Source organism: Providencia burhodogranariea DSM 19968 (genome assembly GCF_000314855.2).
GTDB classification, from domain to species: Bacteria; Pseudomonadota; Gammaproteobacteria; order Enterobacterales; family Enterobacteriaceae; genus Providencia; species Providencia burhodogranariea.
Window position 1 is genome coordinate 149,449 of sequence record NZ_KB233226.1, and the last position, 26,785, is coordinate 176,233.

Genomic DNA, 26,785 nt, shown 5'->3' on the forward strand with positions numbered 1-26,785 from the left:
CGTGATTACTCTCTTTTATTAACTATTTTTCGCCGGGAAACAGAAACGGGTTGATGCTGCTGCGCGCAAAACCTTCATCTTCCATACGAGCATCAAGAATGATGGAGGCTAAATCATCAGCGACCGCTTCAACTTGCGCATCTTTTTCTTGATAAAGGATTTTCAGATAACTACCACAATCACCACAACTTTCTGCTTTCACCGCTGCATTTTCATCATCAAGTGACCAATAGTTAAGATCACGAGTCTGCTCACAGTTGCTGCATTTTACACGCACCATATGCCATTCAGTTTCACAGAGGTTACAGTGCAAATAACGTAAGCCTTGTGATGAACCGATCTGGACAACACTGGAAACAGGCATGCTGTTACAAACTGGACAGAAGTGACGATGATCACCGTGTTCTGCACGCGCTTTACCGGGGATTTGTGCCGCCATTTGCGCCCAATAAACAGATAATGCAGCCCAGACAAACATCGATTTATCCGCTGGAACTTTTTCAAATTGCTCGCTAAGTAACGCTGAAGCCATTTCTTCGAGTTCGTTATCAGACGCTTTGTCTAAATTCTCTAATGCTGGGCGTACTGACTCAGGTACTACAGGCAATAGTTCTGCGATAATAGAATGTAGAATTTTGTGCCAATGTGCGGTACGAGGGAACGTTTTCGCATCAAGAGGTGGGTTATTTGTCACCATTGCGCGTTCTAGAACTGCATTCATATCAATTTTTAGTGGGTTATCATGTTGTGCGTTATTCTGTGCAGTGGCGACTTCCGCTGCAAAATTAAGATAATCTGCAAAAGGATGCTCGCCTGCCCCCAGTTTTTTTAATCTTTCAGCACGTCGTTGATACAAGCTTTTCAGATTAGGGAATAAAACTGGAGGAATAAAACCGATACCTTTTTCTTTTAATCTTTCTTGCCCTAGATCTTCTTTAGGGACGATACGAATACCCATCGCATTGCTCTCTTTTATATTTTTTAAACGACTGTTTTTCAGGAAGTGATCATTGCACTTTTCCTAGCATATTTGAGTTCATATTATGCTAATCAGCGAAAATTGCTGTTATCTATCACTCAGGATAAAACAAAAGTGACTGAGTAGCTACCTTGTTCCCCTTGACTCATCATGGGTGCTTAATCACGTACAGCTTTATCAAACGAACATTAGATTTGAGCTTAGTATAAATTGATAAATCAGTCGTCATGATGGACATTATCTAGCCAAATATTACACCAATCGCCGTTAATGTTGTCGCTGATCTATATCAGTACTTCGTTAGGATTCATATCCTTCAGCGTTAAAAAAACAACAGCAATAAGTATTAACACCTAGCACTAACCAAGCATCTGATTGTCTAATAACTAAAAAACAAGCCGAGTAAATATAACTTCAAATAAAATAAATTAAATTTTTTATAAAAATTTTTTATGTCATCGTTACTCCTATTATGACTGTAATGATTTAATTAATATATTTTTTATTTGTTAATGAAAAATATTTATTAGTTACAAACATTTACTCGCATAATGGATAAATTATATTTTATAATGACATGTTTTCCTTATGGAAATAACTATCTTATTGATGTCAATAAAGTCTTGAGCGTTACAAATTTAATTCAAACCGTGAATTAACATGAGTTTAAATTAATAGAAAAATTTTTTAAACAGTAATTAGTCATTAAAAGAACATCATAATAAAACTGACAAGATTAAATAAATTACCCTCTATTTACTTTTCCAAATAAACACATATATACTGAATGAAACCAATATGGAATTTTATATATTCCAATACAAAGATTCTATATATCCTTATTATTTAATCAGGAAGGTATCATGCCAAATAATGAATCGAATACGTACAATCTAAATAAGAACCTTGCTATTGGTATTAATGAAACCGGTTTTCGTGAAGAATTTGATAGCATGGGAAAAATTAATGTTGCTGCCGACCGTTATTGGGGAGCGCAAACTCAACGCTCGTTACAGCACTTTAATATTGGTAATGATTTAATGCCAAAAGAAGTTTACCATGCTTATGGCTATGTTAAAAAAGCCTGTGCTCTGGTTAACTTTGCGGCAAATCGATTACCTGAGTGGAAAAAAGATGCCATTCTAGCTGCTGCTGATGAAACGATCAGTGGTCAATTAGATGACCATTATCCACTTTATGTTTGGCAGACAGGTTCTGGCACACAATCTAATATGAATGTGAATGAGGTTATTTCTAACCGTGCGATTCAATTATTAGGTGGCACGCTAGGAACTCAGACACCGATTGGGCCAAATGATGATGTCAATATGGGGCAATCCTCTAACGATACATTTCCAACAGCCATGCATATTTCAGCTATTTTCGCACTGGATGAACAGCTGATACCGAGCATTGAAGCACTAATTCAAGTTATTGAAAAGAAAGCTGATGCATGGATGTCTGTCGTCAAAATTGGTCGTACTCACTTAGAAGATGCTGTTCCGTTAACAGTGGGACAAGAATGGCACGGGTGGGCTGGGCAACTACGTGATGCGTTAGAGGATATCAAGCGTAGTAAACAAGATCTTTATAAATTAGCCGTCGGTGGGACAGCTGTTGGTACAGGTTTGAATGCACCAAAAGGCTTTTCAAAAGAAGTCGCTGATAAGATAGCCGAGCTTACACAAAAACCATTTATTACTGCACCAAATAAATTTACCGCTCAAGGCTCTCTTGATGCATTAGTGCGTACACATGCCGCTATTCGTGGACTTGCAGTGGCTCTGATCAAAATTGCCAATGATATGCGCTGGTTAGCTTCTGGCCCTCGCTGTGGCTTCAGTGAATTAATACTGCCTTCTAACGAACCAGGCTCATCAATCATGCCGGGTAAGGTAAACCCAACACAATGCGAAGCCATCGTGATGATTGGTATTCAAGTTATGGGTAATGATGCTGCAATTGCGATATCAGGTAGCCAAGGTAATTTTGAATTAAATGCTATGCGCCCTGTTATTATTAATAATTTATTACACTCTATTCGAATTATTGCTGACGGTTGCCATAAATTTAGAGAATACTCAGTTGAAGGCACTGAATTAAATAATACGAAAATAACTGAATATGTTGATAATAGTGTCATGTTAGTTACGGCATTATCACCCATTATTGGTTATCAAAACTCGGCTCATATTGCAGAAAATGCAATAGCTAAAAATATTACGTTAAAAGAGTCTGCAATTGCTTCAGGTAAAATAAGCGAAGAAGACTTTAATAAATATGTCAATCCTATTGATATGACTGGAAATGGTTTATCTGGTGCCTAATTTATATTTATATTTATATTTATATTTATAAATTTCATTATCTTTAATTAAACAGGTGTTAATTATGTATAATCGACAAGCTGAAGTTGTTATCGAAAATAATATTCGTAAAATAAAAACGACTGCTAGAGGATATGAAGTATTACGTGATCCTTCCTTAAATAAAGGGACTGCCTTTACTGAAGAAGAACGAAAAGCACTCGACCTAAATGGTATTCTTCCTCCTGTCGTTACTGAAGATATGGAAACACAATTAAATCGCGCTTATCGTGCTTATCGTGCATGCCGTACCGATCTGGATAAACATATTTATATGTGGCGCTTACATGATAATAACGTGACATTATTTTATGCGCTGTTACAGCGCCATATGTTAGAAATGCTGCCTGTAGTTTATGACCCTGTTGTGGGCGAAGCTATCGAAAACTACAGTGAAATCATTACTCGACCTCGTGGTATTTTCCTCAGCATTAATGAACCTGAGCTAATCGAAGAAAAACTACGTGCTTTTGGTGCTCAAGGCGGTGACATTAGGCTTATCGTTACAACCGATGCGGAAGAAATTTTAGGGATTGGTGACTGGGGTTCTAACGGTATTGATATCTCTGTGGGTAAACTTGCTGTATATACCGCAGCGGCGGGTGTTGACCCACACAGTGTAATCCCTGTAGTACTTGATGTTGGGACTAACAATGAAAAACTCCTGAATGACCCATCTTATGTTGGTAATCGCCATGAGCGTATTCAAGGTAAAGTCTATGATGACTTTGTTGATGCCTATGTGAAAGCAGCCAGAAAACTATTCCCTAATGCTGTTCTACACTGGGAAGATTTCGGGTCTACCAATGCACGTCGTATTCTTGATAAATATCGTGCTAACTTTGCGACATTCAATGATGACGTTCAAGGAACAGGCGCAATCGTACTAGCAGGCTTGCTGAATGCAGTGAAATTGAGTAAAACACCTTGGACTGAGCAACGTGTTGTTGTCTTTGGTTCAGGTACTGCAGGATGCGGTATTGCAGACCAAATCCGTGACCAAATGATCCGTAGTGGCCTCTCTCGTGAAGAAGCTATCTCCCGAATTTGGTTGGTAGACTTACCGGGCTTACTCACTTCAGATATGACTGATAGCCTGCTGTATTTCCAAAAAGATTATGCGAAAAACAGTAAAGATGTTGCCGATTACCCAAGAACTGTTGTTGATGTTTCTGTTGAGGCGCAAACTCGCTGGCCTGATATGGCGAATATCTTAGCTAAAAGCAATAAAGATAAAGGCATTATTGATTTAGCTACCGTTGTTGCTAATGTTAAACCAACCATCTTAATTGGTACATCCACAACTCCGGGTGCTTTCACCGAAGAAATTGTTCGCAACATGGCAAGTCACGTTGAACGTCCAATTATTTTCCCATTATCTAACCCAACGTTATTGCATGAAGCGACACCACAACATCTGATTGAATGGACCGATGGTAAAGTGTTCGTTGCAACAGGTGCACCTTTCGATGATGTTGTCTATAAAGGTGTTTGCTACAAAATTGGTCAAGCGAATAACGCCGCACTATATCCGGGACTCGGTTTTGGTGCGATTGTCTCTAAAGCAGAAAAAATTACCGATGAAATGATTTTTGCTGCCGTACAAGCCGTGGCAAGCCAAGCCATTTTAGGTGCTGAAGGTGCATCTTTATTACCATCGAATGAAGACTTGCGTATTACTTCAAGCATCGTGGCATTAGAAGTACTAAGAATGGCAAAATCTCAAGGTGTTGCTGGCGTTGATCCAAGTGCCTCTGAAGTCGAAACAGTCAGAACTGCCGCTTGGTGGCCTGTGTACGTCCCTGTAGAAGCTATCTAGTTGCCAAATAATAAGAGTATAGATTTGATCCTTCTATACTTACATTAACTCAACCTGACACGACAATATCGTGTCAGGTTTTTTGCTTTAAGATAAAGTAATTCATTTAATACTATCCATAAAAATGCCATGCTGTAATGACTGACAAGCCGCATGTATAAAATATAGGTTATTCATAATGAACGCATTTTCTAATGTCGAACCCAACACTCATCTTCCCTTTTTCCTGTTGCTTGCATTTATAGGCGGATTTGTTGATGCGAGTTCTTTTGTTATTTTTGAAGTGTTTACAGGTCACCTCACGGGGAACAGTGTCTTGAGTATGATTTATCTTGCTCAAATGAATTGGGCCATGTTATTACTTTCTGCCATTTCTATTTTAGGCTTTTTTCTCGGAACACTGACTGGTTCATGGTTCAGAATGAAAAAAACATCACCTTCACAACATTCGTATGTAATAAGCTTGGTATTTATCTTATTTGCCATCGTATTCTCCCTTCATTTCTTTGCGCCATCGGCTTATTCAATCAATTTAGCTATTTTTATGATCAGTTTATCGATGGGTATTCAAAACGGTTACTTTAATAAAGCTGGCTCTATCGGAATTCATACAACCTATGTCACAGGCATGACAACATCGTGCATTGGCGCATTTTTAAAGAATGTGGAAGGCGATAAAAGTAAAAAAGTATTACTTTGCGCCGTGCTATCTTTTATTTTTGGTGCGTTAGCCGGTGGCTATTTGTCCGTCAATTATCACTTAGCGGGGTTTTCTTGCGTATTAATCCTTCTGTTTAGTGCAATTATTTATAGCGTTCAATTCAAACAATAAAAAAAACCCACAAACAATTTTCATTGCTTGTGGGCTCATTAATCAACCTTCAACGGTGAAAAAATTAATTCTTCTTTTCTTGCTGCTGTTGCTGCTGTTTCTCTCTTGCAACAATTTCACGATACCAACGTGGATGGTGCTTCTTAGCCCAACCACGTGTTACCCAACCTTCAACCATCGCGCGTACTGAACCCTTGACCCAAATCGCCGCATAAGCATGCACGACAATCATGATGATCAGTGCAATAGCTGATAGGGAGTGCACAAGGATTGCAGCCCGGTAAATTGGAATTGAGAAAAAGTCTGCAAAGTAAGGACGCCACATAATCACGCCACTCACTGCCAGTAGCAGTAAGCAGACAGTGACGACCCAATATACCCCTTTCTGACCGAGGTTATATTGGCCGACATCTCCAGCTTCTTGGTTTTTCAGTACTTTATCGATATTTTTCGCCCATATAATATCTTCTTTATTGATAAAGTTATGGTGAAAATAACGAACAAACATAAAGATAAACAAAAGGAACATCGCTGAGCCAACAAACGGATGCAAAATCCTAGCAAGCTGTGGTGTGCCTAAAATGTTCATGAACCAGTTCAGTGATGGGAAAAAGAACCCCAATCCACTCACGGCCGTGAACAAAAAGCAGATCACAACAACCCAGTGATTTATCCTTTCAATCGGCTTATGACGAATAATTTTTTCATTATCTTCAGGCATCATTTTTGATCCTCCCCTTCAACTGACTTATCAGTATGAGAAGATGTTGAGTCATGGAGATCTTCCAATGCCTCTTCTTCTTCTTTTTTGGAGACGCGGTTCGGACCAATACCCACATAGTGGAATAAGGCCGCCGCAAAAGTCGCAGCAAAACCAACCGCTGCTAACGGCTTCCAGATACCTTTCCAGAAAGTGACTGTTGGGCTGATTGTTGGGTTTTCCGGCAATCCATGATACAACTGAGGTTTATCAGCATGGTGCAGTACATACATAACGTGTGTTCCACCAACACCTTCAGGGTCATACAGACCTGCGTTATTGTAACCACGCGTTTTCAGTTCGCTAACGCGATCTGTCGCCAGTCCAATCATGTCCTCTTTGCTACCGAAATGGATAGCACCAGTTGGACATGTTTTCACACAGGCAGGTTCTTGACCCACTTCAACCCGGTCGACACAAAGCGTACATTTGTATGCGCGATTATCTTCTTGGTTGATGCGAGGTACGTTGAATGGACAGCCCGCGATACAGTAACCACAACCAATACAGTGCTCAGATTGGAAATCAACAATTCCGTTTTTGTACTGAACAATTGCGCCTTCTGACGGGCAAGCCTTAAGGCAGCCCGGATCATAGCAGTGCATGCAGCCATCTTTACGAATAAGCCACTCAAACTTGCCATTCTCTTCAACCTCAGAGAAACGCATAACGGTCCATGACTTTGCGGTCAAATCCAATGGGTTATCATAAACCCCAATGTTAGTCCCGATTTTGTCACGAATATCGTTCCACTCAGAACACGCTACCTGACAGGCTTTACAGCCTATACAGGTGGTGACATCAATCAGCTTCGCCACTTCTTCCTTAAAGTCCCGCACCTGAGGTGGGGGCGTCAGGGAATTGGTGGCTGAACGACGAATAATGTCCTGTGATTGCATTGACATAATTTATCTCCTTACACCTTTTCCACATTGACAAGGAATGCTTTAAATTCCGGCGTTTGCGTGTTGGCATCACCCACATACGGTGTCAGTGTGTTTGCAATAAAGCCTTTCACAGCCAAACCTTCAAAGCCCCAGTGGATAGGAATACCGATGGTATCAATATCTTTGCCGTCAACTTTCAACGTATGAATACGTTTAGTCACGACTGCTTTTGCTTTGATGTAGCCACGCTTAGAACTGACTTTTACCGTATCGCCTTGCTTAATACCTTTTTCTTTCGCCAAGCGATCACCAATTTCGATAAATTGCTGTGGCTGAATAATGGCATTCAACAATGCGTGTTTTGTCCAATAGTGGAAATGTTCGGTTAAACGATAGGTTGTCCCAACATATGGGAATTCTGTCGCTTTACCCATCTGAGCCCAATCATCTTTAAAGACACGAGCCGCAGGGTTCGAGACCACATTTGGATGCAATGGGTTAGTATCAAGCGGAGTTTCAATCGGCTCATAATGTTCTGGGAAAGGACCTTCGGCCATTTTATCCAATGCAAACAGGCGACCCATACCTTCAGGTTGCATGATAAACGGATGAACTCCACTGCCTGGAGGCGCATTACTGTAGTCTGGTACATCCATACCCGTCCACTTGTTGCCATCCCATTCAAGGATTTGGCGATGCGGATCCCATGGTTTACCCATTGGGTCAGCAGAAGCGCGGTTATAAATAACCCGACGGTTTAACGGCCATGCCCATGCCCAACCTAACGTGTTACCTAGACCTGTTGGGTCAGAGTTGTCACGGCGAGCCATCTGGTTACCTTGTGGCGTCCAGCTACCAGCAAAGATCCAGCATCCGCTTGCAGTTGTCCCATCATCACGTAATTGGGCAAACGAGCTTAGTAGCTCACCTTTCTTCGCAATAATTTTTCCGTCCGCATCTTTCAAATCGACAAGCGCGTAACCATTGTTTTCTTGTGCTACTTCTTCCGGCGTTGGATTATCACGGTCAAAGTAGTTCCAGGTCATATTCAATACTGGCTCTGGTGATGCTCCACCCTCTGTTTCATAGAGTTTACGCATACGGTGATAAATACCGGATAGAATTTCACCATCACTGATGGCTTCACCTGGGGCATCCGCACCTTTCCAGTGCCACTGCAACCAACGCGCAGAGTTAACAATCGAACCATTTTCTTCAGCAAAACAGCAAGATGGTAGACGGAATACGGTAGTTTGAATTGCAGCCGGATCCACATCATTCATTTCGCCGTGATTTTGCCAGAAGTTTGAAGTTTCTGTATTCAGCGGGTCAATTGTCACTAAGAATTTCAGCTTAGAAAGTGACTTAATAACTTTGTTTTTATTCGGGAATGACGCTAATGGATTAAAGCCTTGGCAGATATAGCCATTAACTTCACCTTTGCCCATCATATCGAAATAACGTAACACGTCGTAAATCTGATCCCATTTAGGCAACCAATCGAAGCCCCAGCTATTCTCTTTCTGCGCTTTATCGCCATAGAAAGTTTTCATCATACTGACGAAGAATTTCGGATAATTACTCCAATAGTTCACCTGACCAGGTTGAGTCATTTTTGGTGTATTCGCTTCTAAGTAACTTTCGAGAGTCGTTTGTTTCTCAGAAGGTAACATCATGTAACCTGGCAAGTTTTGAGATAACAGACCTAAGTCAGTCAGCCCTTGAATATTTGAGTGGCCACGTAATGCGTTAACACCACCACCTAACATTCCCATGTTACCGAGCAACAATTGGATCATTGCCATGGTACGAATATTTTGCGCACCAACAGTGTGTTGAGTCCAACCCAGTGCATACAAGAATGATGCTGTTTTATCTTTTGCACTCGTTTCTGCAATGTACTCACAGACTTGAAGGAAGTCTTCGATTGGTGTACCGCAGATGTTGGTTACCACTTCAGGCGTATAGCGGCTAACGTGTTCTTTCAGTAAATTTAAGACACAACGAGGGTGAGTCAGAGTTGGGTCGCGTAATGCGAAGCCATTCTCATCCATCTCATAGTTCCACGTCGTTTTGTCATACTGACGTTTTTCAGCGTCGTAGCCAGTGAATAGGCCATCATCAAATCCGTAATCTTCGCGGATGATCAGACTAGCATTGGTATAAGCTTCGACATATTCCTGCTGAATTTTTTTATTATCCAGTAGGTATTTAATCACACCTGACAAGAAAGCAATGTCAGTACCAGAACGGATAGGCGTGTAAAAGTCCGCCACAGCCGCAGTACGGGTGAAACGTGGATCAATAACAATAAGTTTGGCTTTATTATGGATTTTGGCTTCCATCGCCCAGCGGAAACCGACTGGATGCGCTTCTGCCGCATTACCCCCCATAACAACAAGCAGGTTTGCGTTTTTTATGTCAACCCAGTGGTTGGTCATCGCACCGCGACCAAATGTTGGAGCAAGACTTGCTACCGTTGGTCCGTGTCAGACACGCGCTTGGTTATCTAGGGCAAGCATACCCAGAGAGCGACTAAATTTTTGGGAGACAAAACCTGTTTCGTTACTCGCCGCTGATGCACAGAGCATACCTGTTGTCAGCCAACGGTTTACCGTTACACCATCTTTATTTTCTTTAATAAAGTTGGCATCACGGTCTTCTTTCATCAACTTGGCGATGCGGTCAAAGGCTTCATTCCAAGTGATACGTTTCCATTCATTCGTGCCTGGTTCACGTACTTCAGGGTATTTAAGTCGACTTTCACTGTGAATGAAATCGATAAGTCCTGCACCTTTAGGGCAGAGTGCACCACGGTTTACCGGATGATCCGGGTCTCCTTCAATATGAAAAATGCTCTCTTTCGCATTTTTCGCTCCATCACCTAGGCTGTACATTAACAGACCACAGCCGACAGAGCAGTATGTGCAGGTATTTCGGGTTTCTTTCGCACGCAGTAATTTATACTGGCGTGTCGAAGCTAACGCAGTGGCGGGTGCAAAACCCAGCGCTGCTGCCGTCGTACCCGCCATACCGCCAGCGCAGATCTTAAAGAACTGTCTTCTGCTGACTTGCATGGGGGATCTCCTCATTTACATTGCTCTTGTTTACCAATCTAATAATTAAATGGTGATATATTCACCAAATCTCAAGTTATAATTAGCTACACATACAAAAAAACTGCCACTCGATTCACATCATTTCGTGTATCGAGCTTCCTCTAATGGGGAAATTTAACTAGTAGCCTAAATGCAATTCGAGTTATTTGGGATATATTCAGGTAAACTGTTTTTATTCAACGTCTTCCATATCGTGATCAGGTTCATTGCCTGAAAATGGTGTAAACTCATTTTACCCATATTAATATTATGGATCATTAGCGCTTGGAATTCATCTAATGCATGAAATAAATAACACAAAAGAAACAAATTTAACCCAAATTGTTGGCGCAAACCCTACAAGCGTTCAACAAAAAGGTAACCTAGAATGTGACATCAATGACTGGGTTGCAGAAGAAATACCCGTAGCGCTTGTCTATAACGGAATATCGCATGTTGTAATGATGGCAACGCCAAAAGATTTAGAAGATTTTGCCATTGGGTTCTCACTATCTGAAGGGATCATACAATCAAGCCAAGAAATTCGCGGAATTGATATTATCGAAGGCTGCCATCGAGGTATCGAAGTTCATATTGAGTTATCTAGTCGCCGCTTTATGGGTTTAAAAGAGCGTAGGCGTAATCTTGCAGGCCGAACAGGTTGTGGTATCTGCGGAACAGAGCAGCTCGATGAAATATTTAAACCTATCGCCCCGCTTCCTTTTACTCAAACCTTCTCGCTTTCCAATCTTGACCATGCTTTAACTGAACTCAAAAAAGTTCAAGAAATTGGTGCGTTAACAGGTTGTACTCATGCGGCGGCATGGATCTCCCCTGAAGGCCAATTAGTCGGTGGCTGTGAAGATGTGGGTCGTCATGTGGCTCTTGATAAATTGCTGGGTATGAAGCATCGCAACGATTGGCAACAAGGTGCGGTACTGGTTTCGAGCAGGGCAAGTTATGAGATGGTACAAAAAGCGGCTAGCTGTGGTGCAGAAATTTTATTTGCCGTCTCTGCGGCAACCTCATTAGCAATTGAAGTAGCACAAAAAGCTAACCTGACCTTGGTCGGTTTTTGTCGCCAAGGAAAAGCAACGGTATTTACTCACCCAAGCAGAATTATAGACTGACGAGATTACCCATACTAAAAATATACAATCATAATTTGATATTTATAAAATGATGAAGCGTAATAATTATTACACTTCATCATTGAATATTTAAATTATATTTATAACCGTATTCGACCAACTCGCTTGCAGGTATTACTTACCAATACAAAAACTTGAGAAAATGCGGCCGAGTAAATCATCAGAGCTAAATTCACCCGTAATCTCGCTTAACTCCAGTTGTGCGAGGCGTAGCTCTTCTGCAAGTAGCTCACCTGAACGTGCAACCACTAATTGCTCATGACCTTGAGCTAAGTGAGTCGCAGCGGCGTCTAACGCTTGCAAGTGACGACGACGGGCTAAGAAACCACCTTCCGTATTACCTTTAAAACCCATTGCTTCTTTAAGATGATCGCGTAGCAAATCTATCCCTTTCTCTTCACGCGCAGAAAGGCGAATTAATGGGTAGCGTACATCCTCAACAAATTCGATTTCTTCACCTGTTTTATCCGCTTTATTACGGATGACCGTCACAGGCAATGTATCTGGCAAGCGCGCCATAAATTCAGGCCAAATTGCTTGTGGCTCAGTTGCATTCGTCGTTGTGCTATCAAGCATAAATAACACACGATCTGCTTGTTCTATCTCTTTCCATGCTCGCTCAATACCAATACGCTCGACTTCGTCACTCGCTTCACGCAAACCAGCAGTATCAATAATATGCAGTGGCATACCATCAATGTGAATATGTTCACGTAGCACATCACGCGTTGTTCCCGCAATATCAGTCACAATAGCGGCTTCTCGTCCTGCTAATGCATTAAGTAGACTCGACTTGCCAGCATTTGGACGACCCGCAATCACCACTTTCATCCCTTCACGCAACAAACTCCCTTGGCGCGCTTCCGAGCGAACACGGCCTAAATCAGCAATGACTTCATCAAGTTTAGCTTCGATTTTGCCATCAGAAAGAAAATCAATTTCCTCATCGGGGAAGTCTATCGCAGCTTCAACATAAATACGCAATGTGGTCAGCGTTTCCACCATATGGTGAATTTGTGCAGAAAATGCACCTTGTAATGAGTTCATTGCCGAGCGAGCTGCTTGTTCTGAACTTGCATCAATCAAATCAGCAATCGCTTCTGCTTGCGCTAAATCTAACTTATCGTTCAAAAAAGCACGTTCTGAAAACTCACCAGGATTAGCGATACGAATGCCATCGATAGTAAGAATGCGTCTAAGTAGTAAATCAAGAATGACAGGACCACCATGCCCTTGTAGCTCAAGAACATCTTCACCCGTAAATGAATTCGGACCGGGAAAGAAAAGAGCAATGCCTTGGTCAAGCACAGTATCATTAACGTCGCGAAAGGGTAGGTAATCTGCATAACGAGGTTTTGGCAGCTTACCTAGTATTGTTTGAGCCACTAAAGCCGCTTTTGGGCCTGAAACCCGCAGAATACCGACACCACCACGACCGGGAGGCGTTGCCTGTGCAACAATCGTATCGTTGGTTTGCATGATGTTTCTCTATCATTCCTATAAAAAATTAAGGCGGTCCACATTGGCCGCCTTAATACTATACTGTAGATGAGCACTCAGCCTCACCTACGGTTTTCATTATTTTTTCTCTTTCTTAGTACGACTATGCAGACCACGTTTTTCCAGCCCACGATAAATAATCTGCTGCTGGAGGATAGTCACTAAGTTACTCACGATGTAGTACAGTACCAGACCTGATGGGAACCACAGGAAGAAGATAGTAAATACGACCGGCATGTAGGTCATGATCTTCTGCTGCATTGGATCAGTCACGGCAGTTGGTGACATCTTCTGAATAACAAACATGGTGATACCCATCAGAACTGGCAGGATATAGTACGGATCTTGTGCTGATAAATCCTGTATCCAACCAAAGAATGGTGCATGACGCAACTCAACAGAGCCCATCAACATGTAGTAAAGTGCAAGGAAGATTGGCATTTGGATAACAAGAGGTAAACAGCCACCCAGAGGGTTCACTTTTTCCGCCTTGTACATTGCCATCATTTCTTGGCTCATACGTTGTTTGTCGTCACCAATACGCTCACGCATTGCAGCCAGTTTAGGTTGCAGTAAACGCATTTTCGCCATCGAAGTGTACTGTGCTTTAGTAAGCGGGTACATAATACCACGGACGATAAACGTGATAACAATGATAGCAATACCCCAGTTACCGACAAAACCGTGAATGAATTTCAGCAGTTTGAACAACGGTTGAGAGATAAACCATAACCAACCGTAATCAACGGTTAAATCTAAGTGCGGAGCAACCGCAGCCATTTCTGACTGAATTTCAGGTCCAATCCACAATGTTGATGAGTACGTTCCTGTCCCATTAGCAGCGATAGTCATTGGTTCACTCTTATAACCAATGATAGCGGACGACTTATCAAGATCGATCGTATAGAAAGTACTCTTTTCGGTGCTTGCAGGAACCCATGCTGTTGCAAAGTACTGCTGCAACATCGCAATCCAACCACCTTTAGTCTCAATGCTCAGGCTCTTATCTTCAATATCACTAAAACTATATTTTTTATAGTTAGTTTCATCTGAAGAATATGCCGCACCACGATAAGTGTGTAATGCAAAGTTGCTGCTACCAGTATCACGTTCTTTTGGTAATTGGATAGTTTGTTTTAACTGACCAAAGAAGGCGAGGTTTAAAGATTGTGCTGTTGGGTTTTGAATATTGTATTCAACATCAACAGTATAATGACCGCGTTTCAAGACATAAGTTTTTTGATAAACCACACCGTCTTTATCGGTGAATGTCATTGGAACTCGCAGTTCATTTTGGCCGTCCGCCAGCACGAAGCTTGTTGCATCTGCTGAGTAAATAGGACGTTGTCCATTATTATTCGCTGGATTGTCTGGGCCATGTTGACCAATCAAACCACTTTGGGCCTGATAGATAAAGCCTTGTGTAGTTTCCAGTAAACGGAATGGATCTTCCGAATTAAGGGTCGCAGGATAGGCTAACAAGTCAGCCTCATCGATATCACCACCACGTGTATTAATGCGCAAATCAAGCACATCAGTTTTTACTGTGATTAGGTTACCTTGCCCACTGCTCGTTACGGCTTGGGAATGACTGCTTGGCATATCCGTTTGTTGTGTAGTTTGGACAGTTTTAAAGTCCTGAGCAGCTTTATCGCTTTCCCAGGCTTGCCATACTAAGAACGAAACGAACAGCAAAGCGATGAGTAGAAGATTGCGTTGCGAATCCATCGTTATAATTCTCTATTATCATCGTTTTTTTTAGGCGGAACAGGATCGTCTCCACCAGCGTGTAAAGGGTGGCATTTTAATACGCGTTTCGCCGTTAACCAACTACCTTTTAACATTCCGAACCTGCGCAATGCCTCAATTCCATAATTCGAACAAGTTGGATTGAAACGGCAACGAGGTCCCAATAGCGGACTAATCGCTAATTGGTAACCTCTAATCAGCCCGATCAGGAGTTTTGAGCCAAGCGACTGTGTCGACGCCATAATTTACCCAATGCTTCCATGATTTGTTGATTATCGAGATTTGCTACCCCCTTCCTTACCAATAACACAAAATCCATTGGAGGCAATTCATGTTGATGTAAACGAAAGTATTCACGCGCTAATCGCTTGATACGATTTCGCTCATGGGCTCGTTTAACATTTTTTTTAGCGATGGTAAGACCGATGCGGGGATGCCCCAGCTCGTTTAGGCGACCAAGGATTGTTATCTCTGGGGAACTCGCTCTTTGCGGCTGCTTAAAGACATTATCGAAGTGCCTGGGAGTTAACAAACGTAACTCCCGGGTAAAAGCGAGCGTAACCACGTGAATAGAGGGCTAGCTTTATTACTTAGATGAAACGGTCAGACGAGCGCGGCCTTTAGCACGACGGCGAGCCAGAACCTGACGACCATTTTTATTGGCCATACGAGCACGGAAACCGTGTGAACGGTTGCGCTTCAGTACGGACGGTTGAAAAGTGCGTTTCATAACGATTTCTACCTAACTTTAAAATTTATTACTGATTCAGTAAACGCGTTGGCAACCAGTGGAAACTGATTTACACCAGTGCCTCTATCGCAACAATATAGAAAGAGGCAGGATTGTAATAAAACATAGGGGGTCACGTCAATGAAATGACGCAATCAAACCACTTTTATTTATAGCCTGGCTGACAGGTTTGCTGACATATGCAGTGACGACGACTAATTGCGCGCTTTCTAGGTGGGCCCAAGATGGCTGATTAAAGCTTAATCTTGTTGTGGCTCGCCATGAAAAGTTACATTAGCGTAGTACACAGGGTGGAAGATTATACGGACTCCACCTCAAAGCGCAAGGATCATTGGCCGATCTAAAAATATTTTTTGATCTTAGGGAATATTTTCTATAAATCGTATAAAGTTATCCCCAGCTCTGTGGAAAAAAAGCACGTAATCCTGATCAAACAGTGTGCCTCTCCTCTAACCGCGATGTATTACCACAATTACCTGTGGATAAAAAGCATAAAAACTGTGTAAAAGAATGGAGATCTCTTGCCAATTTTACGGTATGATCTCCGGTCACATTTCTGATCTGAGGATCGGAAAAATACGATAAGTAAAAATGAACCTATACAAAAAATAATTCAAGCTACATATAGGCAACAAGCTAAGCTATTCCGATGAAAAATAGATAGCACTATGATTCACTCGCTTAGCGAAGCCGACTGTAACTTAAAGTATAATGAGTATAATTTACTTCTCAGGCCTCTTTTTTTAATATAGAGGCCCCCAGTAAAAATTCTTTGCTTAATCCGTACTTCTTTGTTTCATTGATCTTGTTTAGGGAGTCCACCGTGTCACTTTCGCTTTGGCAGCAATGTCTTGCCCGATTGCAGGATGAACTACCTGCCACAGAATTTAGTATGTGGATACGCCCTCTTCAAGCTGAATTAAACGATAACACCCTGGCGCTTTATGCCCCGAATCGTTTTGTCCTTGATTGGGTAAGAGATAAATACATCAATAATATAAATGAATTATTGAATGATTTTTGTGGCACCGATGCGCCAGCATTACATTTTGAAGTAGGAAGCAAACCTATTACCGCTTCCCCTACCAGCCAACGATCTCGCTATACTCCAGAAGCACCAGCGATCGCCATCCCATCTGCACCGATGAGACCAAGCTGGGATAACTCAAACAAAGTACAACCTAATGTCGCTTATCGGTCTAATGTTAACCCTAAGCATACATTTGATAACTTTGTTGAAGGTAAATCGAACCAACTCGCTCGCGCAGCTGCGAGACAAGTTGCCGAAAATCCAGGTGGGGCATATAACCCTTTATTCCTTTATGGTGGCACAGGGTTAGGTAAAACGCATTTATTACACGCCGTTGGCAATAGTATTATTCAGCACAAAGCTGATGCTCGTGTGGTATATATGCATTCTGAACGTTTTGTTCAAGATATGGTCAAAGCTTTGCAAAACAATGCGATTGAAGAGTTCAAACGCTATTATCGTTCGGTCGATGCATTGCTTATCGATGACATTCAATTTTTTGCCAACAAAGAGCGTTCTCAGGAAGAATTTTTTCATACCTTCAATGCGTTATTAGAAGGCAATCAACAAATTATTCTAACCTCGGATCGCTATCCCAAAGAGATTAATGGGGTTGAAGATCGTTTAAAATCGCGTTTTGGCTGGGGATTAACCGTGGCGATAGAGCCACCAGAACTTGAAACCCGTGTCGCAATTTTAATGAAAAAAGCAGATGAAAACGAGATACAGCTTCCAGGCGAAGTTGCTTTCTTCATCGCTAAGCGCTTACGCTCCAATGTTCGTGAATTGGAAGGCGCATTAAACCGTGTTATTGCGAATGCAAACTTTACAGGTCGCGCAATTACTATCGACTTTGTTCGGGAAGCGTTGCGAGATTTACTAGCACTACAAGAAAAACTGGTAACTATTGATAATATTCAGAAGACTGTCGCTGAGTACTATAAAATCAAAATTGCAGATTTACTTTCTAAGCGCCGCTCTCGTTCTGTCGCTCGTCCGCGTCAGATGGCAATGGCACTCGCTAAGGAACTGACGAATCATAGTTTACCTGAAATCGGGGATGCCTTTGGTGGTCGTGATCATACGACAGTATTGCATGCTTGCCGTAAAATAGAACAATTACGGGAAGAGAGCCATGACATCAAAGAGGATTTTTCTAACTTAATCAGAACATTATCATCTTAATTGCTATGAAATTTACTATTGAGCGCGAGCAGTTATTAAAACCGTTACAACAGGTTAGTGGCCCATTAGGCGGGCGTCCAACGCTGCCGATTTTGGGTAACCTTCTTTTACAAGTGAAAGAAGGCGCTTTGCTATTGACGGGAACCGACTTAGAAATGGAGATGATGGCCAATGTTCCTTTAACTCAGGAACATGAGGTTGGAGCAACGACGGTTCCAGCACGCAAATTTTTTGATATTTGGCGTGGGCTTCCTGAAGGTTCTGAAATCCGTGTAGAACTCGATGATGATAGATTACTCGTCCGCTCAGGCCGAAGTCGTTTTTCACTATCGACATTACCCGCAACAGATTTTCCTAATTTAGATGATTGGCAGAGCGAAGTAGAGTTTTCTCTTCCTCAGTCTATCCTCAAAAAACTGATTGAAGCCACTCAGTTTTCAATGGCGCACCAAGATGTTCGTTATTACCTCAACGGTATGCTGTTTGAAACCGAAGGTCAGTTATTAAGAACGGTATCAACCGATGGTCACCGTCTGGCGGTTTGTTCGATGGATATCGGGCAAGAGCTACCATCACATTCAGTAATTGTGCCACGCAAAGGTGTGATTGAATTAATGCGCCTATTAGATGGTGGTGATACACCATTGCAGCTACAAATTGGTAGCAATAATATCCGTGCACACGTTGGTGATTTTATTTTCACCTCTAAATTGGTTGATGGGCGGTTCCCTGATTATCGTCGTGTGTTGCCGAAAAACCCAAACAAAACGTTAGAAGCTCGCTGTGATTTATTAAAACAGGCCTTCTCACGTGCGGCAATTTTATCAAATGAAAAATTCCGTGGTGTTCGTTTGTACTTTAGTGAGAACCAGTTGCGCATCACAGCTAATAACCCTGAGCAGGAAGAAGCTGAAGAGATTGTTGATGTTGACTATAAGGGTACCGAAATGGAAATCGGCTTTAACGTCAGCTACATCTTAGATGTGCTTAATGCGTTAAAGAGCGAGAATGTGACACTATTTTTAACTGATGCTGTGTCGAGTGTACAAATTGAAGACTCCGCGAGCAGCGCTGCTGTTTATGTTGTCATGCCAATGCGTTTGTAATCGTTTTTTATGATTCTTTCGCGTTTATTGATCCGCGATTTTCGTAACATTGAAGATGCCGATCTCCCTTTAGCTAATGGTTTCAATTTTTTAATTGGTCCAAATGGGAGCGGCAAAACCAGTGTACTTGAAGCGATATATACCTTAGGCCATGGCCGGGCTTTTCGCAGTATTCAGGCGAATCGGGTGATCCGTCACGAGCAAGACCAATTTATCCTACACGGGAAATTGGGGCACCTTGATGAATCACGTAAACAGCTGTCATTAGGTTTAAGCAAAAATCGTGAAGGTGATAGTAAGGTCAGAATCGACGGCACGGATGGCCATAAAATTGCAGAACTTGCAAAATTATTACCAATGCAATTGATTACCCCTGAGGGGTTCACATTGCTGAATGGTGGCCCTAAGTACCGCCGTGCATTTATCGACTGGGGGTGTTTTCATAGTGAACCCTTGTTTTTTTCCGTTTGGTCTGATTTAAAACGGCTATTAAAACAACGTAATGCTGCGTTACGCCAAGTCAGTCGCTATGACCAAATACGTCATTGGGATAAAGAATTGGCTCCGCTCTCAGAGCAAATAAGCCAATGGCGCAATGAGTATATTTCGGGTATTGCTCAAAATATTGAGCAGACCTGCCAGCAGTTTTTGCCTGAATTTGTTTTATCGGTCTCTTTTCAACGCGGTTGGGATAAAGAAATCGATTATTCAGAGCTATTAGAGCGCCAATTTGAGCGCGATAAAGCGTTAACCTATACCGCCTCCGGGCCACATAAGGCTGATTTGCGTATCAGGGCAAATGGAACCCCTGTTGAAGATATGCTTTCACGCGGTCAGTTAAAACTTTTAATGTGTGCATTAAGGTTAGCGCAGGGTGAATTTTTCACTCAACAGAGCGGGCAACGATGCCTGTATCTACTGGATGATTTTGCCTCGGAACTTGATTCGGGTCGTCGTCAATTATTGGCAGCTCGACTCAAGGCTACGCAAGCTCAAGTGTTTGTTAGTGCGATAACACCTGAGCAAGTTAAAGACATGATTGATGTAAACAGCAAGATGTTTAGCGTAGAACATGGCAAAATAGAAGTTAAACCACAGGAATAAATATAGCGGGAAACGTTGATGTCGAATACATATGACTCCTCAAGTATCAAGGTATTAAAAGGGCTAGATGCCGTGCGTAAACGCCCAGGCATGTATATCGGTGATACCGACGATGGTACAGGTCTTCATCACATGGTCTTCGAGGTTGTCGACAACGCTATCGATGAAGCCCTCGCCGGTCATTGCGACGACATCGTGATTACAATCCATGCTGATAACTCAGTCTCTGTTCAAGATGATGGCCGTGGTATTCCAACGGGTATCCATGAAGAAGAAGGCATATCAGCAGCGGAAGTTATCATGACGGTTCTGCATGCTGGTGGGAAATTTGACGATAACTCCTATAAAGTCTCCGGCGGTCTGCACGGAGTTGGGGTTTCTGTTGTTAACGCCTTATCCGAAAAGTTAGAACTGGTTATCCGTCGTGATGGCAAGGTTCATGAACAAGTATACAGCCACGGTGTGCCTCAAGGGGCATTAACTGTTGTCGGAGAAACTGACCAAACGGGTACATTTGTCCGTTTCTGGCCAAGCTACGATACATTTAAAACGGTCACTGAATTTGAGTATGACATTTTAGCTAAACGTCTTCGTGAGCTGTCATTCTTGAACTCTGGCGTTTCAATCAGATTGATTGATAAGCGTGATGGTAAAGAAGACCACTTCCATTACGAAGGCGGTATTAAAGCTTTTGTTGAATATTTAAGCCGTAATAAAACCCCTATCCACCCATCCGTATTTTATTTCTCAACGGAGAAAGACGGCATTGGTGTCGAAGTTTCGATGCAATGGAATGATGGCTTCCAAGAGAACGTCTATTGCTTCACTAACAACATTCCACAACGTGATGGCGGTACTCACTTAGCGGGTTTTCGTGCTGCAATGACCCGTACACTGAACAACTACATGGATAAAGAAGGCTACCACAAAAAATCCAAAGTCAGTGCGACTGGTGATGATGCCCGTGAAGGGTTAATTGCGGTTATCTCTGTGAAAGTGCCTGATCCTAAGTTCTCATCACAAACCAAAGAAAAATTGGTCTCTTCGGAAGTAAAAACTGCCGTTGAAACGATCATGAATGAAAAATTGGTTGAGTATCTGTTAGAAAACCCAACAGATGCTAAAATTGTTGTTGGTAAAATCATTGACGCGGCTCGTGCCCGTGAAGCTGCACGTAAAGCGCGTGAAATGACTCGCCGTAAAGGTGCATTAGATCTCGCTGGTTTACCGGGTAAACTAGCTGATTGCCAAGAACGTGACCCTGCCCTTTCTGAACTATACCTTGTGGAAGGAGACTCTGCGGGCGGCTCAGCAAAACAAGGCCGTAACCGTAAGAACCAAGCAATTTTACCGTTGAAAGGTAAAATTCTTAACGTTGAAAAAGCGCGTTTCGACAAAATGCTCTCTTCACAAGAAGTTGCAACCCTGATTACGGCATTAGGTTGTGGTATTGGCCGTGATGAGTACAACCCAGATAAATTGCGCTATCACAGCATTATCATCATGACGGATGCTGACGTCGATGGTTCACACATTCGTACGCTGCTACTGACCTTCTTCTATCGCCAAATGCCTGAAATTGTTGAACGTGGGCATGTCTATATTGCTCAGCCACCACTGTATAAAGTGAAAAAAGGCAAACAAGAGCAGTACATTAAAGATGACGATGCAATGGATGAATATCTCATTTCTATTGCGCTTGATGGCGCTGCACTTCACTTAAATGCGAATGCACCTGCAATGAAAGGCGAAGAGTTAGAAAAACTGGTTGTTGAGTATAATGCGGCCCACAAGATCATTCGTCGTCTTGAGCGTTTATATCCACAAGCGCTGCTTCATAGCTTGGTTTACCATTCAACATTGACAGAAGATGCACTGAAAGATAGTACTCAAGTTGAAGAATGGGCGAAAACCTTAGTAGAACGCTTAGCGAATAATGAACAATTTGGCAGTTCATATAGCTATATCATCACTGAAAACCGTGAGCGCCAGCTGTTTGAGCCAACTATTCGTATCCGTACTCATGGTGTTGATACTGACTACAATCTGGACTTTGACTTTGTTCACGGCAGTGAATACCGTCGAATCACACATTTAGGTGACATCATTGCAGATCTTATCGAAGAAGGTGCTTACATCGAACGTGGTGAACGCCGTCAAAATATCGATAACTTCGAAGAAGCACTCGCATGGCTGACTCGTGAATCGCGTAGAGGGCTTAGTGTACAGCGCTATAAAGGTCTTGGTGAGATGAACCCAGAGCAATTGTGGGAAACAACCATGAACCCAGATACGCGTCGTATGTTACGTGTGACGGTGAAAGATGCGATTGCGACAGATTTACTCTTTACGACATTAATGGGTGATGCTGTTGAACCACGTCGTGCTTTTATCGAAGAGAATGCTCTCAAAGCGGCGAATATTGATATCTAATCATTGTTAATCAAATAATGTGATTAAACCTAAAACCTCGTGTGAAAACATGGGGTTTTCTTTTTTTTGATGACTAATCCTCACGCCATTTTACAGTTTTTTACTTTATCCAATTGATTATATTGTCTTTTTTTGTGATATAACCACTACTTAAATATTTCATTAATTAATATCTATCCACTTTCTAAATAATTCGAAATGTTCACACTCGATAAATAAGATGATTCCTCTAAAAAAAACGAATTAGCATAGATAAGCTAAGGCGTTAAATCAGTAAAGCAATACATTTCATTGATAATACACACCATGCAACTTGAAACATAACAGATATTTATCATTACATAAGGCATTTTCATACATCTAAAAAAGCTAATCATCATTATGCGCCTATTCATTATCTTAATTTATTTTTTGCTGATCTCCGTAATACCCGCTTTACTCAGTGGTGACATCAGCTTGTTGTCTAAGTTGGTCATAACACTAACGGGTGTATTGATCATGCTGCTCTGTGCGAGTGGATATAAAAGCCTGACCGGTAAAATTATCACCGTCCTTATCACTATAGTGTGGGCGCTCAATCTTTCAGTTTCTTTTTTCTTCTATCAAAAACACGACATTCGTTTCTCTTCTTCCATTGCTGAAACCTTTATTAATACTAACAGCAACGAAACAGTCGGAATGCTTTCATACAACAAATACTATGTTCTTTTTTATCTTGTTGTTTTTGCAGTTTATTTATTAAGTATTCATCTGTGTGCTAAATACCTAAATAAAAAAGTGACATTAGTTAGTTTTATCTTATTTTGTTGCTACTTAGTGGCTATTCCCGTTTACTATTCTGCTCTGCTTTCAAAGCAAGATAGCGATCTACTTTTAGGGGAAAAATATCTCACACACACGCCGCTTTACAATGCATCTGCATTGGTAAGAAATTTATATGAGAACCGAGGGATCAGAAAAATTTCGAGTCACAAGGTTGAGTATCAGTATGATAAGCAAGAAGCTGATGCCGACATTTATGTTCTGATCATTGGCGAATCCGTCCGTCGAGATCACCTTAGTCTGTATGGCTATGAGCATGACACCACGCCAAATTTGAATCGTCGTAAACAACAAATGCTGGTATTTAATCAAGCTTACTCACCCGCGCCTGTCACCATTTTGTCTGTGCCTGTATCGCTAGCCAATATTAATTTTGCGCAAATGCAGGATAAGGCCCACTATGCCGATAACATTATTGCCTTAGCTAACCATGCCGGGTTTGAAACTTACTGGCTAAGCAACCAAGGCAAAACAAATAAAAGTACCAGTGTTATTTCAACTATTGCCAGCATGGCAAAGCATAAAAAATGGAATGAGTTTGTTGGCTACGACGAAGAGTTGTTAGATTATTTCGATGATGCGATAAACACGAAGACGAAAAAGAAAAAGCTGATTGTACTGCACACTTACGGCAGCCATGAGCCTTCTTGTAATCGTTTTCCTGAAGACCAATACCAGACATTCAGTGAGCAAGAAGATGATGATTGTTATGACAGCTCTATCGCCTATACCGACCAATTTATCGACAATATCCTGCAAAAGTTAGACGGAAAATCCGCCAGCGTCATGTATTTTGCAGATCATGCATTGCAAAGACTAGACAGTGATAACGCTATTCATTACCACCATGGCGTCAATAGCCCAAGAAAAGAAGCTTACGAAATCCCGCTGTTTGTTTGGTATAGCCAAAATACTGCGAAGCCATCACTGAGTGAGCAGGCTCTCAATAGCCCCTATTCAACAGCTAACAATTACTGGTTAATGAGTGATTGGTTGGGGATACAACAACGCGCGACAAAATCGTGTTTGTCGCCATTAAGAAGCTGTTACAAACCACAAAAGGATATCAACATGATTGATGGCAATCGCACATTATTACATTTAAACGAACTACCATCTGAGCAAGCATCGCCGCAATAACCCTTATTTCTGAGGCTACTCACTGAGAGGCTAGGTTTACGGCACATCAACTAAAAGGGTAAAGCTATCCCATCACAGGATACGTTGATGGGATATTCACAATTTCATTCAGCGTTTGCTAAGAGTGGTTTTATGATGGGACGTTCGGCTTGAGAGGCTATCCATAACTCATATTGAGTTTGCACTCCGAACCACATTTCAGCGCTAGTACCGAGTGCTGACTCTAAACGGAGAGCCATATCCGCAGAGATCCCACTATTACCATTAAGAATACGCGATAACGTGGTACGCGTGACACCTAATGCTTTTGCTGCATCAGTAACAGAAATACCGTCTAGATATTCACGAAGAACCAATCCAGGATGTGCTGGGTTATGAATTCTATTCATAATAATTACCTCAGTGATAATCTTGATAATCAACGAGGATGGCGTCTTCATCCTCAAATTTAAATGTTAATCGCCAGTCAAAAAGCAACTTATATTAATGCGCTTTCTATCAAGCTACAGAGATGAGGCAGGTGCAGTTAGAATATAAAAAAAGGAGAAATACTGCACCTTAACTTTTAATATCAATGAATTAAGATGCAGTTACTCTTATTAATTTGGTAGGTTTATAGCAGGATATTCAGCATACGACGCAATGGCTCTGCCGCGCCCCACAGCAATTGGTCACCAACAGTAAATGCAGACAGGTATTCAGGACCCATATTCAGTTTACGCAGACGACCTACTGGCGTACTTAATGTGCCCGTTACCGCTGCTGGAGTTAGTTCGCGCATGGTGATTTCACGGTCATTTGGTACGACTTTCACCCACTCATTATGAGACGCTAGCAGTTGTTCAATCTCATTAAGTGGAATATCTTTTTTCAGCTTTAAGGTGAATGCTTGGCTGTGGCAACGCAATGCGCCAACACGGACACACAAGCCATCAACTGGGATAATATTGTTGCCTGTGGCAAGAATTTTATTAGTCTCTGCTTGCCCTTTCCACTCTTCACGACTTTGGCCGTTTTCTAAGGCTTTATCAATCCATGGGATCAAACTACCCGCTAAAGGAACGCCAAATGCGTCCGTTGGCATTGTGCCGCTGCGGGTAAAGTCAGTGACTTTTTTCTCGATATCCAAAATAGCAGAAGCAGGGTTTTGCAGCTCTTTTACTACTTGCGTATGTAATGCGCCCATCTGTACTAACAGTTCACGCATATTGCGAGCACCCGCGCCAGAGGCTGCTTGGTAAGTTGCGACAGATGCCCACTCAATTAAATTATTGGCAAACAAGCCACCGAGGGACATCAACATCAAACTCACCGTACAGTTACCGCCAACAAAGGTCTTAATGCCTTTATTTAATCCATCTTGGATATGTTGTTGGTTAACTGGGTCAAGAATAATGATCGCATCATCTTTCATGCGCAGTGAAGAAGCGGCATCAATCCAATAACCGTTCCAGCCAGACGCTCGCAGCTTAGGATAAATATCGTTGGTGTAATCACCGCCTTGGCAACTAATGATAATATCCAATGCTTTCAGCGCATCGATATCATTTGCATCTTGCAGTGTACCGCGATGACCACCATAAGTAGGGGCTTCAGCACCATGCTGAGAGGTGGTAAAAAATACAGGATGAATTGCATTAAAGTCGCCTTCTTCTACCATTCTCTGCATCAATACTGAGCCGACCATGCCCCGCCAGCCGATAAAACCTACATTTTTCATTATATTTACCCTGTCCGTTTAAAGTTTTAACTCCAATAAATTTCTAGATTCAGCTATCAGCTTGCCTTTTCATTAACAGAAACTGGAAATTTATCGGGTACCTTAAAGCTGACAAAATATGAACCAGTGTGCAAGTGAATTTCATAACTAATTGTACGCAAATTAGTAATAACGCTAATATTCCCGTCATACTTTGAGCCGCATCGTTGTTGACTGCGCTTAGCTACTCGAGTCACATACTTATGTATGCTCCTCGTGATAGCTTCACTTGCCGCCTAGATGCAACTCAAATTATTTAGGGAAATGCACCGTCATACTTCGAGCTGCATCGTTGTTGACTGCACCCAGCTACC

Annotated in this window: 20 protein-coding genes; 9 read left to right on the forward strand and 11 right to left on the reverse strand. The window is 41.9% G+C overall.

The features are described from left to right. Window positions 1-22: 22 nt before the first annotated feature. A complete protein-coding gene (gene fdhE / locus OOA_RS18240; protein ID WP_008913648.1) occupies window positions 23-958 on the reverse strand; it encodes a formate dehydrogenase accessory protein FdhE in 936 nt (311 codons plus the stop codon). An 884-nt stretch (window positions 959-1,842) separates the two neighbouring features. Between fdhE and fumC the strand changes: the two genes are divergently transcribed. From fumC to OOA_RS18255, 3 genes are all read left to right on the forward strand, one after another. Beyond that, entirely contained in the window at window positions 1,843-3,306 is a 1,464-nt protein-coding gene (fumC, locus tag OOA_RS18245; protein WP_008913649.1) for a class II fumarate hydratase, read from the forward strand. A 64-nt stretch (window positions 3,307-3,370) separates the two neighbouring features. Continuing rightward, complete coding sequence (locus OOA_RS18250) at window positions 3,371-5,164, forward strand: NAD-dependent malic enzyme (RefSeq protein ID WP_008913650.1); 1,794 nt, start codon at window positions 3,371-3,373, stop codon at window positions 5,162-5,164. Between the two features lie 178 nt (window positions 5,165-5,342). After that, window positions 5,343-5,996 (forward strand): YoaK family protein, encoded by a 654-nt coding sequence (locus OOA_RS18255; RefSeq protein ID WP_008913651.1) that lies wholly within the window; start codon window positions 5,343-5,345, stop codon window positions 5,994-5,996. 64 nt (window positions 5,997-6,060) lie between these two features. Here the strand turns inward: OOA_RS18255 and fdoI are convergent, their stop codons facing one another. Genes fdoI through fdnG form a run of 3 tightly spaced genes read right to left on the reverse strand, consistent with a single transcriptional unit; the run spans window position 6,061 to window position 10,720 of the window. Then, window positions 6,061-6,720 carry a formate dehydrogenase cytochrome b556 subunit gene (gene fdoI, locus OOA_RS18260; RefSeq protein ID WP_008913652.1) on the reverse strand — a complete coding sequence of 220 codons (660 nt, stop codon included), beginning with the start codon at window positions 6,718-6,720 and terminating at the stop codon, window positions 6,061-6,063. Beyond that, complete coding sequence (fdxH, locus tag OOA_RS18265; protein ID WP_008913653.1) at window positions 6,717-7,661, reverse strand: formate dehydrogenase subunit beta; 945 nt, start codon at window positions 7,659-7,661, stop codon at window positions 6,717-6,719. The genes fdoI and fdxH overlap by 4 nt, the downstream gene beginning before the upstream one ends. Before the next feature lie 11 nt (window positions 7,662-7,672). Then, the gene (fdnG, locus tag OOA_RS18270) at window positions 7,673-10,720 is read right to left on the reverse strand and encodes a formate dehydrogenase-N subunit alpha (protein ID WP_083880308.1); all 3,048 of its coding nucleotides are present in this window, start codon (window positions 10,718-10,720) and stop codon (window positions 7,673-7,675) included. A gap of 329 nt (window positions 10,721-11,049) precedes the next feature. Here fdnG and fdhD point away from each other — a divergent pair, with 329 nt between their 5' ends. After that, window positions 11,050-11,871: a formate dehydrogenase accessory sulfurtransferase FdhD gene (gene fdhD / locus OOA_RS18280; protein ID WP_040691936.1), complete on the forward strand. Its 822-nt coding sequence runs from the start codon at window positions 11,050-11,052 to the stop codon at window positions 11,869-11,871. Window positions 11,872-12,006: 135 nt separating this feature from the next. Here fdhD and mnmE read toward each other — a convergent pair whose 3' ends face one another. The 5 genes from mnmE to rpmH all read right to left on the reverse strand — a co-directional run bounded on the left by mnmE (window position 12,007) and on the right by rpmH (window position 15,871). Continuing rightward, complete coding sequence (gene mnmE, locus OOA_RS18285; RefSeq protein ID WP_008913657.1) at window positions 12,007-13,371, reverse strand: tRNA uridine-5-carboxymethylaminomethyl(34) synthesis GTPase MnmE; 1,365 nt, start codon at window positions 13,369-13,371, stop codon at window positions 12,007-12,009. A 99-nt stretch (window positions 13,372-13,470) separates the two neighbouring features. After that, window positions 13,471-15,120, reverse strand: coding sequence for a membrane protein insertase YidC (gene yidC / locus OOA_RS18290; RefSeq protein WP_008913658.1), 1,650 nt, complete (start codon window positions 15,118-15,120; stop codon window positions 13,471-13,473). Between the two features lie 2 nt (window positions 15,121-15,122). Beyond that, a complete protein-coding gene (yidD, locus tag OOA_RS18295) occupies window positions 15,123-15,383 on the reverse strand; it encodes a membrane protein insertion efficiency factor YidD (protein ID WP_008913659.1) in 261 nt (86 codons plus the stop codon). Then, on the reverse strand, window positions 15,347-15,706 hold the full coding sequence (gene rnpA / locus OOA_RS20205) for a ribonuclease P protein component (protein WP_008913660.1): 360 nt from the start codon (window positions 15,704-15,706) through the stop codon (window positions 15,347-15,349). The genes yidD and rnpA overlap by 37 nt, the downstream gene beginning before the upstream one ends. A gap of 21 nt (window positions 15,707-15,727) precedes the next feature. Then, window positions 15,728-15,871 (reverse strand): 50S ribosomal protein L34, encoded by a 144-nt coding sequence (rpmH, locus tag OOA_RS18300; RefSeq protein ID WP_008913661.1) that lies wholly within the window; start codon window positions 15,869-15,871, stop codon window positions 15,728-15,730. An 844-nt stretch (window positions 15,872-16,715) separates the two neighbouring features. Between rpmH and dnaA the strand changes: the two genes are divergently transcribed. From dnaA to OOA_RS18325, 5 genes are all read left to right on the forward strand, one after another. After that, a complete protein-coding gene (dnaA, locus tag OOA_RS18305) occupies window positions 16,716-18,107 on the forward strand; it encodes a chromosomal replication initiator protein DnaA (RefSeq protein ID WP_008913662.1) in 1,392 nt (463 codons plus the stop codon). Between the two features lie 5 nt (window positions 18,108-18,112). Then, on the forward strand, window positions 18,113-19,213 hold the full coding sequence (gene dnaN / locus OOA_RS18310; protein WP_008913663.1) for a DNA polymerase III subunit beta: 1,101 nt from the start codon (window positions 18,113-18,115) through the stop codon (window positions 19,211-19,213). 9 nt (window positions 19,214-19,222) lie between these two features. Beyond that, window positions 19,223-20,317: a DNA replication/repair protein RecF gene (gene recF / locus OOA_RS18315; protein ID WP_008913664.1), complete on the forward strand. Its 1,095-nt coding sequence runs from the start codon at window positions 19,223-19,225 to the stop codon at window positions 20,315-20,317. An 18-nt stretch (window positions 20,318-20,335) separates the two neighbouring features. Continuing rightward, window positions 20,336-22,750 carry a DNA topoisomerase (ATP-hydrolyzing) subunit B gene (gene gyrB / locus OOA_RS18320; RefSeq protein WP_008913665.1) on the forward strand — a complete coding sequence of 805 codons (2,415 nt, stop codon included), beginning with the start codon at window positions 20,336-20,338 and terminating at the stop codon, window positions 22,748-22,750. 381 nt (window positions 22,751-23,131) lie between these two features. Next, window positions 23,132-24,712 (forward strand): phosphoethanolamine transferase, encoded by a 1,581-nt coding sequence (locus tag OOA_RS18325; RefSeq protein WP_040691923.1) that lies wholly within the window; start codon window positions 23,132-23,134, stop codon window positions 24,710-24,712. Between the two features lie 104 nt (window positions 24,713-24,816). Here the strand turns inward: OOA_RS18325 and OOA_RS18330 are convergent, their stop codons facing one another. Both OOA_RS18330 and asd read right to left on the reverse strand, forming a co-directional pair. Continuing rightward, entirely contained in the window at window positions 24,817-25,101 is a 285-nt protein-coding gene (locus OOA_RS18330) for a HigA family addiction module antitoxin (protein ID WP_008913667.1), read from the reverse strand. Window positions 25,102-25,325: 224 nt separating this feature from the next. Beyond that, window positions 25,326-26,432, reverse strand: a complete 1,107-nt coding sequence (asd, locus tag OOA_RS18335; RefSeq protein WP_008913668.1) for an aspartate-semialdehyde dehydrogenase — start codon at window positions 26,430-26,432, stop codon at window positions 25,326-25,328. Window positions 26,433-26,785: the final 353 nt, after the last annotated feature.

Bases quoted from the DNA above. Each gene is read 5' to 3' on its own strand.
- fdhE (WP_008913648.1), bottom strand. From the start codon at position 958: ATGGGTATTCGTATCGTCCCTAAAGAAGATCTAGGGCAAGAAAGATTA.
- fumC (WP_008913649.1), top strand. From the start codon at position 1,843: ATGCCAAATAATGAATCGAATACGTACAATCTAAATAAGAACCTTGCT.
- OOA_RS18250 (WP_008913650.1), top strand. From the start codon at position 3,371: ATGTATAATCGACAAGCTGAAGTTGTTATCGAAAATAATATTCGTAAA.
- OOA_RS18255 (WP_008913651.1), top strand. From the start codon at position 5,343: ATGAACGCATTTTCTAATGTCGAACCCAACACTCATCTTCCCTTTTTC.
- fdoI (WP_008913652.1), bottom strand. From the start codon at position 6,720: ATGATGCCTGAAGATAATGAAAAAATTATTCGTCATAAGCCGATTGAA.
- fdxH (WP_008913653.1), bottom strand. From the start codon at position 7,661: ATGTCAATGCAATCACAGGACATTATTCGTCGTTCAGCCACCAATTCC.
- mnmE (WP_008913657.1), bottom strand. From the start codon at position 13,371: ATGCAAACCAACGATACGATTGTTGCACAGGCAACGCCTCCCGGTCGT.
- yidC (WP_008913658.1), bottom strand. From the start codon at position 15,120: ATGGATTCGCAACGCAATCTTCTACTCATCGCTTTGCTGTTCGTTTCG.
- yidD (WP_008913659.1), bottom strand. From the start codon at position 15,383: ATGGCGTCGACACAGTCGCTTGGCTCAAAACTCCTGATCGGGCTGATT.
- rpmH (WP_008913661.1), bottom strand. From the start codon at position 15,871: ATGAAACGCACTTTTCAACCGTCCGTACTGAAGCGCAACCGTTCACAC.
- dnaN (WP_008913663.1), top strand. From the start codon at position 18,113: ATGAAATTTACTATTGAGCGCGAGCAGTTATTAAAACCGTTACAACAG.
- recF (WP_008913664.1), top strand. From the start codon at position 19,223: ATGATTCTTTCGCGTTTATTGATCCGCGATTTTCGTAACATTGAAGAT.
- gyrB (WP_008913665.1), top strand. From the start codon at position 20,336: ATGTCGAATACATATGACTCCTCAAGTATCAAGGTATTAAAAGGGCTA.
- OOA_RS18325 (WP_040691923.1), top strand. From the start codon at position 23,132: ATGCGCCTATTCATTATCTTAATTTATTTTTTGCTGATCTCCGTAATA.
- OOA_RS18330 (WP_008913667.1), bottom strand. From the start codon at position 25,101: ATGAATAGAATTCATAACCCAGCACATCCTGGATTGGTTCTTCGTGAA.
- asd (WP_008913668.1), bottom strand. From the start codon at position 26,432: ATGAAAAATGTAGGTTTTATCGGCTGGCGGGGCATGGTCGGCTCAGTA.